Origin of the sequence: Allobosea sp. 67-29, assembly GCF_001898115.1 — a bacterium.
Classification (GTDB): domain Bacteria; phylum Pseudomonadota; class Alphaproteobacteria; order Rhizobiales; family Beijerinckiaceae; genus Allobosea.
The window spans coordinates 348,134-361,296 of record NZ_MKSQ01000014.1 but is presented as its reverse complement, the minus strand read 5'-3'; the positions used below and the strand labels follow the sequence as shown (position 1 = coordinate 361,296).

The following is a 13,163-nucleotide window of genomic DNA, read 5'->3' as shown; positions in this document are numbered from 1 at the left end:
TATCCCCTCTTCTGGTTGCCTGGAAATGGAAGCTAACGGGCTCGTCAGGCCTGGAAGCGCTCCGGCCGGAACTCCTCCAGCTCCGGTCTCTGGCGGCCGTGCAGCACTTCGTCGGCCACGGCCTGGCCGAGGAAGGGCGACAGCGTGACGCCGCTATGGGTGACAACGAGGTAGTAGCCCTCGACGCCGCGGGCCGGCCCGACCGTCGAGAGTCCGTCGGCCGGGATCGGACGCATGGTGGTGCGCACTGCCTCGGCCTTGACGCCCTTCAGCCCGGGCAGGATCTCAGCGGCGCTCTCGAGCGCGATACGCGCCTCCTCGCAATCCGGCGTACGGCTTTCGAGGGCCGCGAAGCGGTCATCGAGCGAATCCTTGCGCACCATCAGCCGTCCGGCGCCATCGGGGCGGACATCGACATCAGGCGCGTGGAAGGGTCGCTGCAGGGCGACGCCGACCGGCGGCGTGAAGACAAGGAAACCGATCGTCGGCGCCAGCGGGACGTTCGGGGCCGTCTTGCTCACCGTCTCGTTCGACCAGCGGCCGGTGCAGTTGATGACGAGATCGGCCTCATGCAGCGCGCCCTCGGAGTCGCGGGCGCCGACGACGCGGCCATTGCGCGTTTCAAGCCCGGTGATCCGAACGCCGGTCTTGAGCGCGGCGCCGTAGCGCTGGCGCGCGGCGCGCAGCATGGTGCCGGCATAGAGCACGGGGTCAACCCAGCCTTCCTCAGGGCAGAAGACGATCTGGGCATTGTCCGGAACCGCATCGAGGGCGATTTCGGGCTCGAGCACACCGAGGCGCTTCTTGTCGATGAACTCGGCGGCGTAGCCCCAGTCGCGCAGCCTTGCGACCTTCTCGGCCTGGGCAGCGATTTCGGCCGGGCCGACGCGCCATTCCAGGCTGCCGCTCTGGTGAAACCAGGGCGTCGCGCCGAACTCCTCCTTCAGCGCCGCATGGGCGCGCATGCCGGCGACATTGAGGTCGTGATAGGGGCGCGGCGTCTTGTTGTTCGAGTTGGTCCAGGCGAAGCTGACGCCCGAGGTGCCGCCGCCGATACGGTCGGCCTCCAGGACGGTCACTTTCGCGCCGCCCTGCGCCACCCGGTACGCGACCGAGCTGCCGACGATTCCGGCTCCGACGACGATGACGTTCATCATGGCATATCCTGTGGTCTGGCCCGCATCAGCGCGGGTTGTGGCAAGCGAAGGCGTGGCTGCCGTCCGGGGCGGCGAGCGGCGGCGCCTGTTGGGAGCAGATCGGCAGCGCCGCCGGGCAACGGGTGTGGAAGACGCAGCCCGGAGGCCGCCTGACGACGCTCGGGATCTCGCCCTTGATCGCGTCGCGCGGCTTCTGGTGGGTGGGATCGGGCACCGGAATCGCCGAGATCAGGGCGGCCGTGTAGTGGTGCCGCGGCCGGGCGAAGATCTCGTCCACCTCGCCGACCTCGACGAGATTGCCGAGATACATCACGGCGATGCGGTTGCTGAGGAAGCGCACCGAGCTGAGGTCGTGCGAGATGTAGAGATAGGAAAGCTTCAGCTCCTCCTGCAGCTCGGCCAGCAGGTTGAGGATCTGGGCGCGCACCGAGACGTCGAGCGAGGAGACCGGCTCGTCGCAGATCAGAAGCCGCGGCTCGACCGCGAGCGCGCGGGCGATGCCGATGCGCTGGCGCTGACCGCCGGAGAATTCGTGCGGATAGCGGTCGGCATGCTCGGCCGGCAAGCCGACGCGCTCCAGCAAGGCCTCGACCGCGCCGTCCCATTGCGCCGGAGGGACGAGGCCGTGGACTCGCAACGGTTCGGACAGGATCTGCCGGACGCTCCAGCGCGGATTGAGCGAAAGATAGGGATCCTGGAAGACGTATTGCATCTGCCGGCGCAGGGCGAGCACCTCCGGCCGGCGGTCGCGTTCGAAGGTGGCGCGCACATCCGTCTCGCCGAGCCGGATCGCGCCGGCGGTCGGCGTGACGAGATGCAGGATCGAGCGGGCGGCGGTGGTCTTGCCGCAGCCGCTCTCGCCGACGATGCTCAGCGTCTCGCCCTCGTCGAGGCGGAAGCTGATGTCATTGACGGCGCGGATCTCGCCCATGACCTTCTGGCGGAACAGGCCGCGCCGGTGCAGCGGATAGCTCTTCACCAGCCCGTCGACGCTCAGCAGCGGTTTACGGATAGCGCGCGGGCGGGCTTCAGGCGCGGGAGCGATCAGGTTGTCAACCATGGCCGGGCACCCCGGCGCTGCCGCGCTTCAGGCAATGAACGGAGCGGCCGGGCTCGATCGCCGCGGCCTGTGGCACAAGCCGCGTGCACTCCGGCACCGCCTCCGGGCAGCGCCCGGCGAAGCGGCAGCCGCCGCCGAGCGACTGGCCCGGCGTCGCGGCGAGCCCGACCGTCGGCAGCCGCTCGCGCCGGCCCTGCGCATCCACGGCGTAGCTCTTGTCGATGCGCGGCGTCGAGGCGAGCAGCGCCTGCGTATAGGGATGGGAGGGGCGGGCGAAGATGGCCTGCTTGTCGCCGGTCTCGCAGACCTGGCCGGCATACATCACCGTGATCCGATCGGCGATGCGCGCCACCACGCCCATATCGTGGGTGACGAATATCATCGACATTCCGAGCCGCTGCTTCAGCTCCTCGAGCAGATCGAGGATCTGGGCCTGGATGGTGACGTCGAGCGCAGTGGTCGGCTCGTCGGCCAGCACCAGCGCCGGATGGCAAAGCAGAGCCCGAGCGATGCAGACCCGCTGCTTCATGCCGCCGCTCATCTCATGCGGATATTGCGATAGGCGCGAGCCGGGATCGGTGATGCCGACCAGCCGGAACAACTCCTCGACGCGCTGAAGCGCGGCGGAGCGCGGCAGCTTCTCATGGACCTTCAGGATCTCGGCGAGTTGGGCTCCGACCGTCAGCAGCGGGTTGAGCGAGTAGCCGGGGTTCTGGAAGATCATCGCAAGGCGACGCCCGCGCAGCTTCTGCATCTGCGCTTGCGATTTTGCCGCCAGGTCCTCGCCTTCGAACAGGATGCGCCCGCCGGCGATCCGCGCCGGCGGCGGCAGCAGGTTGAGGATCGCCAGGCTCGACAGCGTCTTGCCGCTGCCGGATTCGCCGACAATGCCCATCGTCTCGCCGGTGCGCACTTGATAGCTGACATCCTCGACGACCCGGACCGGCGCGTTCCAGGGCGGGAACTGAATGCGCAGATTCTCGACCGAGACCAGCACAGGCGCCGGCGATGCTGTGGCCTCGGGCGGTCGGGGCGCGGCGGCGGCGGCCTGCGTTTCGGCTGCTAGACCCGCCATCAGTTCTTCGCCCGCGGGTTGAAGGCGTCGGTCAAGCCGTCCGCCAGCAGGTTGAAGCCGAGCACCGTGACGAAGATCGCGAGGCCCGGGCTGAGCGAGGCCCAGGGCGCGACCTTGAGTGCCTGATAATTGAAGTAGAGGAGCTGACCCCAGCTCACCGCCGCCGGATCGCCGAAGCCGAGGAAGCCGATCATCGCCTCCGCCAGAACGGCCCCGCCGATGCCGAGCGCGATGATGACGATCAGCGAGGGCAGTGCGTTGGGCAGGATGTGTCGGAACAGGATGTCGCCGGAGGTCGCGCCGATGCAACGCGCCGCCTCGACGAATTCCTGGTTCTTGAGCCGCAGGAATTCGGCCCGCGTCATCCGTGCGATCGGCGCCCAGGAGAACACACCGATCAGCAGGATGATCACGCCGAGATTGAGATAGGGCACGCTCTCGAAGGGCGTGTCGACGACGGCGACACCCAGCAGCCGCACCACGGCGAGGATGACCACGAACATCGGGATCACCAGGAAGAAATCGGTAAAGCGCATCAGCACCTCGTCCGTGGTGCCGCCGCGATAGCCGGCGACGCCGCCGACCAGGATTCCGATCGCGGCGGCGATCGACATCGCGCCGAGCCCGACAGCAAGCGCCGTCGGCGCGCCGTAGATCACGCGGCTCAGCACGTCGTAGCCCATGCGGTCGGTGCCGAGGGGGTTCGTCCAGCTCGGCGGCGCCTTGGCGCCGGGGTCGAGCATGGGGCTCTGGTCCTGGGCGTCGAAAGGCGCGACGAAGGGGCCGATCACCGCGGTGGCAACGACGATAAGGACGAGGACGAGGCCGAGCATGCCGGTGCGGCTCCTCGCGAAGCGCTGCCAGCCTTGGCGCCAGATGCCCCTGGCGGGCTTGGCGGCCGGCTTCGGCGCGGAGACGTGGCTCGCGATCGTCTGGTCGGTCACGGTCCTCACTCCAGACTGATGCGGGGATCGATGAGGACGTAGATCACGTCCGTCAGCAGGGTTGTGCAGATCAGCATGAAGGCGATCACGGCACTCGCACCCATGATGACGGGGTAGTCGAGCTGGTGGATCGCCGCGACATAGAGCGAGCCGAGCCCCGGCCAGGTGAAGACGGATTCCGTCACCGGCGCGGTGCCGAGCATCAGGCCAATCAGCAGGCCGAGATAGGTCAGCATCGGAATGAAGGCCGCCCGCAGCGCATGGACGTAGATGACGCGCCGCTCGGGGATGCCACTGGCCCGCATCGCCGCGATGAAGTCGCTCTTCAGCACGTCGACCATGTTGGAGCGCATCAGCAGCGTCAGCGTCGCGGTGTTGAAGAAGGTCAGCATCGCCACCGGCAGGATCATGTGCCAGAGCGCGTCGAGCGTCGGGCTGCCCCAGAGCGGGTTGCGGGTCGAATAGGCGCCGTAGCTGGGCAGCCAGTCGAGCGTGTAGGAGAAGACGAAGATCAGCAGGATGCCGAGGAAGAACGCCGGCAGAGACTGGCCGAGCAGTGCCGTGCCCATCACCGTGAAATCCGAACGGGAATGCTGGCGGCGGGCTGCGGTGACGCCGAAGAGGATGGCAATCGCCAGTGCGATCAGGATGGCCGGGAGCTGGATCTTGAGGGTCTGCCAGCCCCAGGTGGCGATCAGCGAGCCGACCGGCTGGTTGTAGACGATGCTGGTGCCGAAATCGAGGTGGAGCAGCCGCCCGAGCCAGAGCAGGTAGCGGGTCAGGGGTGGCTGATCGAGCCCGTAATAGCCCTTCATCCGCTCGATGACCTCGCCGGTCATGCCGGGCGTCTCGGCCATCATCAATTCGATCGGATTACCGATCGCGTTGATCAGGAAGAAGATCGCCGCGCTGACGCCGAGCATCAGGATGATCGCGAAGATCAATCTTCTCGCCAGAAAGACGAAAACCCGCATCGCGGACAGACTCTCCCACTTTGATTGGCAATAGATCCCCTATGAACTGAATCTGCTGTTCGGCAGGCTCAGAACCGGTCCCGTTTGTTTGATCTATGTCAATGACAGCGAGGGTATGGGGCGAAAATCAGGGCGTCAAAGAATATGATTTTGCCAGTTCATTCCCTCTGGTTATGACACGCGCGACGTTATCGACCCGACGGGGCACTTGCCGCTCTACGAGTCCGCGCGGTAGCCGAGGCGATCCAGTTCGTCCTCGATGTCGCCGATCAGCGCGTCCGCCAAGGAGGAGCCGATCAGCGTGTTCGGTCGTACATGCCAGACCGGCGAGAAGATTTCCGGCGCGAAAGGCTTTGCGACGAGACCGCGCCCGATGAAGCTTCGCGCGTTGAGTTCGTCAACGAGCGCGATCCCGGCGCCATTGGCGACTAGGGCGCTGGCCACATTCGCCATCGGCGCATCGATGTATATACGCGGAAGCACGCCGGCCTGCTCGAAGATCGTCTCGACGAACACGCGGCGATCAGGAGATCCGATCGAGACGAAGTTTTCGCCATCTAGATCTTCAGGCCGGATCTTCTGCAAGTTCGCCAGACGATGCCCCTCCGGCACGGCGCAGACGTTGGGGATGCGCGCCAGCATACGGCTGACGACATTCGGATGCGGCGTGGAATGCTCGGTGATGCCGAGGTCGATCTGCCCGGCGATGACCCATTCGATGATGCGATCGGAGCTACGTGAGTGCAGCTTGATGGCGGCCTTGTGGTGCTGCCGACAGAAGCGCGTCAGCAGCGGCGGGATAAGCGTTCCGGCCAGCATCGGCATGACGCCGAGATTGAGCCGGCCGAACTGGAGCTCACGGATATCCCGGGTCATACGCTCCAGTCGATCAACGCTTTCCCAGGTCCGCTGAACTTCCGCGAAATACAATTCTCCGTCCCGCGTCGGGTTCAGCCGGCCTTTCAAGCGCTGGAAAAGGATGATGCCGATGCTGCGCTCGAGCTGATTCAGCATCTTGCTGGCAGCCGGCTGCGAGACGGACATCATCTCCGCCGCCTGGGTCAATGTGCCGAGCCTCATGATGTGACGGAACAGCTCGACATGCCTTAGATTCACCGCCATCGGTTCCCTCGCAGAGTACGCCCGCCGCATCCTCGGCTCATGACCGCACAGTCCGGGGGCTGATACTCACCGAACCGCGCTCTGCAGAGAAGCAACCGTTGGTTTGGTCGGCGCATATTTCCCACCGACTCCGCCAAGTCGGCTCACCCAGACGCGCTACTGAACGCCGGGGGAGGCCTGAGGCTGGCGATGAAGGCCTCGACGAGCCCGTTCGTCGGCCGTCCGCGCCTGCGAAAGAGGAAGATCGGAACACGGATCGCCGGCCGAAAGCTGCGAAAGACCAGGCCATGGCCGCGGCGCTCCCGTGCGGCCTCGCTGTCGACGATACCGACACCGCATCCCTCACCGACCAGGCCGCAAACTGTCAGAGCGAGGCTGGCATCGATGATTGTGCGCGGCGGCTGACCAGCCGCTTCGCAGGCCTGGCTGAGCTTGCGCCGGAATTCGTCCTCGGGGCCGAGCGCAATGATCGTCTCGCCGATGAGATCGGAAGCTTCGACGAACGACTTGCGCGAGAGCCGGTGGCCCGCCGGTAAGGCGATGACACCCTCCAGGTCGAAGAGTTTCTTTCGGGAGAGATTGTTTTCCTCGCTGCGGAGTTGCGCGATGCCGAGGTCGATCTCGCCGCTGCCGACCAGCCGAGCCGCATCGACGGAATTGCTCGAATGCAGCGATATCGTCACGTCGGGATGCGCCTCCGAAAATCGCGCGACCATGGCCGGAAGCCAAGCGATGCCGAGAGCGGGAATTGTGCTGGCGACGATGCGGCCTTGCCTGCGGTCACCGAGGCTGGCCGCGAAGCGTGCCAGATTTTGCATCCCGAAATAGGTGCGCTCGACCTCAGTATAGAGCAGACGCGCCTCTTCCGTTGCAGCGATGCCTTTCGTCGTCCGGTCGAACAGCCGAAGGCCGAGCTCTGCCTCCAGAAGTTTGAGCGCCTTGCTGACCGCCGGCTGAGAGATGTGAAGAATGTTGGCCGCCTCGGTGATCGAGCCGGAATCCATGATCGCCTTGAAGATCTCGACCTGCCGGTAATGCATCCGAGGAGCATAACCTCAGTTCATGTAGATCGTAAATTTATGAATTTGAGGCAGATCAAATGCTGTGATTTGCTCAGCGTCGCCGTCGCCACCCGCATTTCGACAGGGGGCAGAACAGGCGGCCAAAAAACCAGAGACTGACTTCGCACCGTGACGGCGGTGGAGCGTTCGCGCGCTCCAGCGAGCCTGCGCGGACCGACGAAATTGCCAGCTTGGGGAACAGCAGACATGCCCAGCCTTCGTCATTCTTGCACCGCGGCGGCGCTGGCCGCGGGCATCTCGCTCTTCAGCTTTCAGGCCTTCGCTGAGCCGGCTGGGGTGTTGCGCGTCGCCGTCGGCGCCGATCCGGCGACCTTCGATCCCGCCTTCAATGACCTGCCGGTCGGTAATGCCGTCGACCTCGCCGTGCTCGAGGGGCTCTTCCGCCTCGACCCGCAAAACAACGTCCAGAAGACCCTCGCGACGGATTCGTCCTTCTCCCCGGATGGCAAGATCTTCACCGTCAAGATCAAGACCGGCAAGACCTTCAGCAACGGCGACCCGCTGAACGCGGAGGCCGTCGCCGCGAGCTTTAACCGTATGCTCGATGAGAAGACCGGCTCGATCTATCGTGGTCTCTATGCCTCCCTCGGCACGGTCAAGGCCGTCGGCGAGGATACAGTCGAGTTCCATATGGCCGAACCGAACGGCCATGTCCTGATGCTATTGGCAAGCACCGCGGCGAGCATCGTCGACGTCAAGGCGGTCCAGCGGATGGGCGCCGAATATGGCCGCAAGCCGGTCGGCTCGGGACCCTACATGGTCGAGCGCTTCGTCGGCGGCGAGGGCTTCCGGCTGGTGCCCAACCCGAGATACGCCGGCGACTATCCGGCCACGCTAAAGGCCATCGAGTTCAGTGTCGTGCCCGAGGACGGCTCGCGCATGGCGCTGATGGAGACCGGCGCGGCGGACATCGTCGAGCGCGTTCCGCCCGAATCGATCGATGCGATCAATGCCCTCCAGGACGCCAAGGTCGTCACGCCGCCCAGCATGTTCTCGATCAACATGGAGATGGTGCTGCGCGGTCCGCTCGCCGATCCCAGGGTGCGTAAGGCGCTGAATATGGCCGTCGATCGCGACGGCATCACCAAGGGCGTCCTTGGCGGGCTCGGCACGCCTTCGGTCGGCATGGTCGGCCCCGGCACGCAGGACGAATTGCGCAAGACCTTCCCGCCGATCGCCTTCGATCCGGAAGGCGCCAAGAAGCTTCTTGCCGAGGCAGGCTACAAACCGGGCCAGCTTTCGCTCAGTTTCACTTGCCCGACGGGGCGCTACATCAAGGATGTCCAGGTCTGCCAGGCGCTCGCCGGGTCCTTCGAGAACATCGGTATCAAGGCGACACCGCTGGTCGTCGACCGTGGCACCTGGAGCAATGTCATCGGCATGGAGCCTGACCAGCGCAAGGACAATATGGGCATGGTCGGCCGCGCCACCGCCGGCATGGACTACACGCTCTATCGCCTGTTCTACACTGGTGTCGGCGCCAACCGCACCGGTTACTCGAATCCGCGCGTCGATGCGCTGCTGAAGGAAGGCCGCGCCACGACCGACCCGGCGAAGCAGAAGCAGATCTACGGCGAGGTCCAGGAAATCATCTGGAAGGATCAGCCCTTCCTCTTCCTCTGGTACCAGACCCAGGCGATCGGCGTCTCCAACCGCGTCCAGGGCTTCGCCGTCCAGCCCAACGAGACGCTGGTCTTCGACAAGGTGACCGTCAAGTAGCGCCACGCGAACGGAGGGCGGAACGATGTTCGTTCTGAGACGTCTGGGCGGAGCGTTGCCGACGCTGTTTGCGGTCTCGCTGCTCGTCTTTCTCTTCGTCGACCTCATCCCCGGCGATCCGGCCCAGATCCTCGCCGGGCCGTCCGCCTCGAACGAGGAGGTCGCGAGCATCCGCAAATTCCTCGGCCTCGACGAGCCTCTGCCCACGCGCTACGGCCATTTCATCCGCGGCATCTGGGACCCGAGTGCAGCGACCTCCTTCCGCACGCACCGTCCCGTCGTCGTCGAGCTGGCGGAGCGACTACCGAACACGCTTATCGTCTCGATCGGCGGACTCCTTATCGGCGTCGCGCTCGGCACGCTCGCCGGCATCGTCAGCGCGATGCGACCGGGCGGCCTCGCCGATGCGGCGATCACCGTGCTGACGCTGGCGGGCATCTCGATGCCGATCTACTGGCTCGGCCTGCTCTGCATCTGGCTCTTCGCGGTGAACCTCGGCTGGCTGCCGGCAGCCGGCGCCTCAACCCCGGCTCATTTCGTCCTGCCGATCCTCGTCATCGCGACGCGCCCTGCCGCCATGTTCAGTCGCCTCGTCGCGGCGAGCCTGACCGAGACGATGGGCAAGGACTATCTCGATACCGCCCGCGCCAAGGGTCTGAGCGAGACCCGTGTCGTGCTGGCGCATGCGCTGCGCAATTCGCTGGTCGCGGCGGTCAGCGTCGCCGGCGTGCAGTTCGGCGGCATGCTCGGCGGCTCGGTCGTCACCGAGACGGTCTTCGGCATCCCCGGCGTCGGGCGCCTCCTCGTCGATGCGGTCTCGCGCGCCGACTATCCGATCATCCAGTACACGATCCTGATGTTCGCGGTCTTTTTCGTGGTCATCAATCTCGTCACCGACCTGCTGACGCAATGGCTCGATCCGCGCACACGCGAGCAGGAGCGGCCGGCATGAGCCTGGCGCAGGACATGGCGACTGACGCCCCCCCGCTCGCGACCAGGGTGGTGGTTGCGCCCTCGCGCCGACGCTGGACCTTGCTGCGGCGCGTCCTCGCCCAGCCCAAGGGCGCGATCGGGCTGATCCTCGTCGTGCTCTATCTGCTGCTCGCGATCTTAGGGCCGATGCTGGCGCCCCAGGATGCCTTCCGCCAGAACTTCGCGCAGACCCTGCGCCCGCCTTCCGCCGCACATTGGTTCGGCACCGACCAGCTCGGCCGCGACGTCTTCAGCCGCGTCCTGGTCGGCGCGCGCGCGACGCTCGGCATCGGCGTCGGCGGTGTCGCCGTCGCCTTCCTGATCGGCGTGCCGCTCGGGATCCTCGCGGCCTGGCGGCGTGGCTGGGTCGAGGCCTTGCTGATGCGAGCCATCGACATCATGCTGAGCTTCCCCGACATCGTCTTCGCGCTGGCGGTGGTGGCGATCCTCGGCGCCAACACCCAAAACGTCATCATCGCCGTCGGCGTGGTCGCGGTGCCGGTCTTCGCCCGCACCGCGCGCGCCGTGACGCTCAGCATCCTGGCCGAGCCCTATATCGAGGGCTCGGCCGCGCTCGGCGCCAGCCCCGCCCGCATCATCCTGCGCCATGTGCAGCCGAACATCGCCGGTACCCTGCTCACGCTCTCGACGCTCCTCTTCGCTTCGACGCTGCTCTCGGCCTCCGGGCTTGGCTTCCTTGGGCTCGGGACACAGCCGCCTTATCCGGAATGGGGCACGATGCTCGGCGAGAGCCGCTCCTATATCCGCAGTCATCCCTATCTCGCGACCTTCCCGGGCCTGTTCCTCGCCGGCTCGGCGCTCGCCTTCAACCTGCTGGGCGAGGCGCTGCGGGTGATCTACGACCCGACGAGCCGGCGCACGAGCCGACGCGCGCCGCTCTTCGCCTTCCTGCGCCGCCGTTCGGCCAAGCCGCCGGCTGGGCCTCTCGACGCGGATTCCGCCGACCGCAACGCCGTTTCGGTCAAGGCTCTGCGCATGGCGTTCCGGACCCGCGACGGTCTGCTCGACGTGGTGCGCGGCGTCGATCTGGCGATCCGTCCCGGCCGGACCCTGGCGCTGGTCGGCGAGTCGGGCTCCGGCAAATCGACCCTATTGCGGGCGATCGGCACGCTGGCCAATCCGCAGGAGGTCGCGATCACCGACGGAGCGATCGGCATCGGCGGCGAATCCGCTCTCGGACTCTCCGCCGTGGCGCTGCGCGAATTGCGTCGGCGCAAGATCGGTGTCGTCTTCCAGGATGCGGCAAGTGCGCTGAACCCGGTTCTAACGATTGGCGCCCAGCTCGCCGAGGCGGTCCGCGCCGGCTGTGGCCTCGACGATGAGGCGGTGAGGCAGCGCTGCATCGACCTACTGAAAGATGTCCGGATCGCCGATCCCGAGCGGCGCCTCGCCATGTATCCGCATCAGTTTTCCGGCGGCATGAAACAGCGCATCGTCATCGCCATCGCGCTCGCCCAGGATCCGCAGGTGCTGCTTGCCGACGAGCCCACCAGCGCGCTTGACGTCACGATCCAGCAGCAGATCCTCGTGCTCCTGCGCGAGATCCAGGAGACGCGCGGCATGGCGATGCTGCTCGTCACCCACGACCTCAGCCTCGTTTCCCGCTTCGCCGACGATGTCGCGGTGATGTACGCCGGCCGCATCGTCGAGAGCGGCGAGGTCGCAACCGTGCTGGAGCGGCCGCTGCACCCCTATGCGCTGGCACTGCGCGCCTCCGCTCCCGGCGGAGCCGAGAGCCGCGGCCAGCCTTTGCGCAGCATTCCGGGCGAGCCGCCCCTTGTCGGCGAGTTTCCGGATGGCTGTGCCTTCCGCCCGCGCTGCCCGCGCAACCAAGGCCGCCCCGAATGCGCGGAATGCGAGCCCGAGCCGCGCGCCATCGCGGGCCGGCAGGTTGCCTGCCTCTTCGCAGAGGAGGGCCTGTCATGAACGCGCCTTTCCGCACGCCGCGGCGCCGCTCGGGCGCCGGAATCGACAATCTCGTCGTCGTCGACAAGGTCTGCCGGCATTTCGGCGGCCGGAAGGCGTTGCTGACCCGCGTCGCGGCGCCGGTGGTGCGTGCCGTCGACGGCGTCTCGTTTAGCGTCCGGCGCGGCACCTGCTTCGCCATCGTCGGCGAATCCGGCTCGGGCAAGAGCTCGCTTGCCCGGCTCGTCGTCGGCCTGCTCAGGCCGACCGCAGGCGATGTCACCATCGACGGCACCTCGCTTTCGGCACTCGACCCCAAGGGGCTGCGGGCGCTCCGCCGCAAGGTCCAGCTCGTGCTGCAGGACCCGCGCGCCTCGCTCGATCCGCGCATGACGACGTTCGACACGTTGGCGGAAGCCTTGACCGTCCATGGCCTGCACCGCGAGCCTGCAGCCCGCGCCGCGCGCATCGACGCCGTGATCGGCATGGTCGGGCTAAGCGCCGCGCATCTGGCCCGCTATCCTCACGAGCTCTCCGGCGGCCAGCGCCAGCGCGTTGCCATCGCCCGCGCCATCATCTGCGAGCCGGAAATCCTCGTGCTCGACGAGCCGGTCAGTGCGCTCGACGTTTCGGTCCAGGCCCAGATCATCAATCTGCTCGCCGAGTTGCAGGCGCGCCTCGCCCTCACCTATATCGTCATCACCCACGACCTGGCATTGGTCGCCCATATGGCCGATGCGGTCGGCGTCATGTATCTTGGCCGCTTCGTCGAGCAGGGCGATGTGGAGGAGGTCTGCGGCGCGCCGCGCCACCCCTATACGCGCAGCCTGATGGCGATCGCCAAGCCCGCCGCTACGACGGGCGACGCGCGATCCGCCTTGCTCGAAGGCTCGATCCCGAGCCCGCTCGCCATCCCGAGCGGCTGCAGCTTCCACACACGCTGTCCGCTCGCCCGCGAACTCGCGGCTGAGGGATTGCCGAGCAGCGACACTCCCGACGGGCGGCTGCCGCGCCTCTGTGTCGAGGAAACACCCGTTCTCCACCCTGCGCCCGGGGGCCGCAGTGCCGCGAGCTGCCATTTCGCGGATCAACGCCTCCCTATCCAAAACAGTTGAAAGACGAAGGATTCGAT

The 13,163-nt window shown here is 66.6% G+C and carries 11 protein-coding genes; 4 read left to right on the top strand and 7 right to left on the bottom strand.

The window, feature by feature from the left end; translation table 11 throughout:
• Positions 1–44: 44 nt before the first annotated feature.
• The 7 genes from BGO20_RS13025 to BGO20_RS12995 form a co-directional block, all read right to left on the bottom strand.
• A complete protein-coding gene (locus BGO20_RS13025) occupies positions 45–1,157 on the bottom strand; it encodes an NAD(P)/FAD-dependent oxidoreductase (RefSeq protein WP_291663530.1) in 1,113 nt (370 codons plus the stop codon).
• Positions 1,158–1,182: 25 nt separating this feature from the next.
• A complete protein-coding gene (locus BGO20_RS13020; RefSeq protein WP_291663531.1) occupies positions 1,183–2,217 on the bottom strand; it encodes an ABC transporter ATP-binding protein in 1,035 nt (344 codons plus the stop codon).
• Complete coding sequence (locus BGO20_RS13015) at positions 2,210–3,292, bottom strand: ABC transporter ATP-binding protein (RefSeq protein ID WP_291663532.1); 1,083 nt, start codon at positions 3,290–3,292, stop codon at positions 2,210–2,212. The genes BGO20_RS13020 and BGO20_RS13015 overlap by 8 nt, the downstream gene beginning before the upstream one ends.
• Complete coding sequence (locus BGO20_RS13010; RefSeq protein WP_291663533.1) at positions 3,292–4,236, bottom strand: ABC transporter permease; 945 nt, start codon at positions 4,234–4,236, stop codon at positions 3,292–3,294. The genes BGO20_RS13015 and BGO20_RS13010 overlap by 1 nt, the downstream gene beginning before the upstream one ends.
• Positions 4,237–4,241: 5 nt before the next feature.
• Entirely contained in the window at positions 4,242–5,210 is a 969-nt protein-coding gene (locus BGO20_RS13005) for an ABC transporter permease (protein ID WP_291663534.1), read from the bottom strand.
• Between the two features lie 216 nt (positions 5,211–5,426).
• Entirely contained in the window at positions 5,427–6,332 is a 906-nt protein-coding gene (locus BGO20_RS13000; RefSeq protein ID WP_291663951.1) for a LysR substrate-binding domain-containing protein, read from the bottom strand.
• Positions 6,333–6,475: 143 nt separating this feature from the next.
• Entirely contained in the window at positions 6,476–7,372 is an 897-nt protein-coding gene (locus BGO20_RS12995; protein WP_291663535.1) for a LysR family transcriptional regulator, read from the bottom strand.
• A 228-nt stretch (positions 7,373–7,600) separates the two neighbouring features.
• On the opposite strand from BGO20_RS12995, the gene BGO20_RS12990 reads away from it, so the two are divergent.
• The 4 genes from BGO20_RS12990 to BGO20_RS12975 are packed head-to-tail and all read left to right on the top strand — an operon-like array spanning position 7,601 to position 13,146.
• Positions 7,601–9,133, top strand: a complete 1,533-nt coding sequence (locus BGO20_RS12990) for an ABC transporter substrate-binding protein (RefSeq protein WP_291663536.1) — start codon at positions 7,601–7,603, stop codon at positions 9,131–9,133.
• A 25-nt stretch (positions 9,134–9,158) separates the two neighbouring features.
• Positions 9,159–10,085, top strand: coding sequence for an ABC transporter permease (locus BGO20_RS12985; RefSeq protein ID WP_291663537.1), 927 nt, complete (start codon positions 9,159–9,161; stop codon positions 10,083–10,085).
• Positions 10,082–12,052 (top strand): dipeptide/oligopeptide/nickel ABC transporter permease/ATP-binding protein, encoded by a 1,971-nt coding sequence (locus tag BGO20_RS12980; protein ID WP_291663538.1) that lies wholly within the window; start codon positions 10,082–10,084, stop codon positions 12,050–12,052. The genes BGO20_RS12985 and BGO20_RS12980 overlap by 4 nt, the downstream gene beginning before the upstream one ends.
• Positions 12,049–13,146, top strand: a complete 1,098-nt coding sequence (locus BGO20_RS12975) for an ABC transporter ATP-binding protein (RefSeq protein WP_291663539.1) — start codon at positions 12,049–12,051, stop codon at positions 13,144–13,146. Before BGO20_RS12980 ends, BGO20_RS12975 begins: the two co-directional genes overlap by 4 nt.
• Positions 13,147–13,163 lie beyond the last annotated feature (17 nt).

What these genes read in the sequence shown, in the direction of transcription:
- BGO20_RS13025 (WP_291663530.1), bottom strand. Translation starts at nt 1,157, where the DNA reads ATGATGAACGTCATCGTCGTCGGAGCCGGAATCGTCGGCAGCTCGGTC.
- BGO20_RS13020 (WP_291663531.1), bottom strand. Translation starts at nt 2,217, where the DNA reads ATGGTTGACAACCTGATCGCTCCCGCGCCTGAAGCCCGCCCGCGCGCT.
- BGO20_RS13015 (WP_291663532.1), bottom strand. Translation starts at nt 3,292, where the DNA reads ATGGCGGGTCTAGCAGCCGAAACGCAGGCCGCCGCCGCCGCGCCCCGA.
- BGO20_RS13005 (WP_291663534.1), bottom strand. Translation starts at nt 5,210, where the DNA reads ATGCGGGTTTTCGTCTTTCTGGCGAGAAGATTGATCTTCGCGATCATC.
- BGO20_RS13000 (WP_291663951.1), bottom strand. Translation starts at nt 6,332, where the DNA reads ATGGCGGTGAATCTAAGGCATGTCGAGCTGTTCCGTCACATCATGAGG.
- BGO20_RS12995 (WP_291663535.1), bottom strand. Translation starts at nt 7,372, where the DNA reads ATGCATTACCGGCAGGTCGAGATCTTCAAGGCGATCATGGATTCCGGC.
- BGO20_RS12990 (WP_291663536.1), top strand. Translation starts at nt 7,601, where the DNA reads ATGCCCAGCCTTCGTCATTCTTGCACCGCGGCGGCGCTGGCCGCGGGC.
- BGO20_RS12985 (WP_291663537.1), top strand. Translation starts at nt 9,159, where the DNA reads ATGTTCGTTCTGAGACGTCTGGGCGGAGCGTTGCCGACGCTGTTTGCG.
- BGO20_RS12980 (WP_291663538.1), top strand. Translation starts at nt 10,082, where the DNA reads ATGAGCCTGGCGCAGGACATGGCGACTGACGCCCCCCCGCTCGCGACC.
- BGO20_RS12975 (WP_291663539.1), top strand. Translation starts at nt 12,049, where the DNA reads ATGAACGCGCCTTTCCGCACGCCGCGGCGCCGCTCGGGCGCCGGAATC.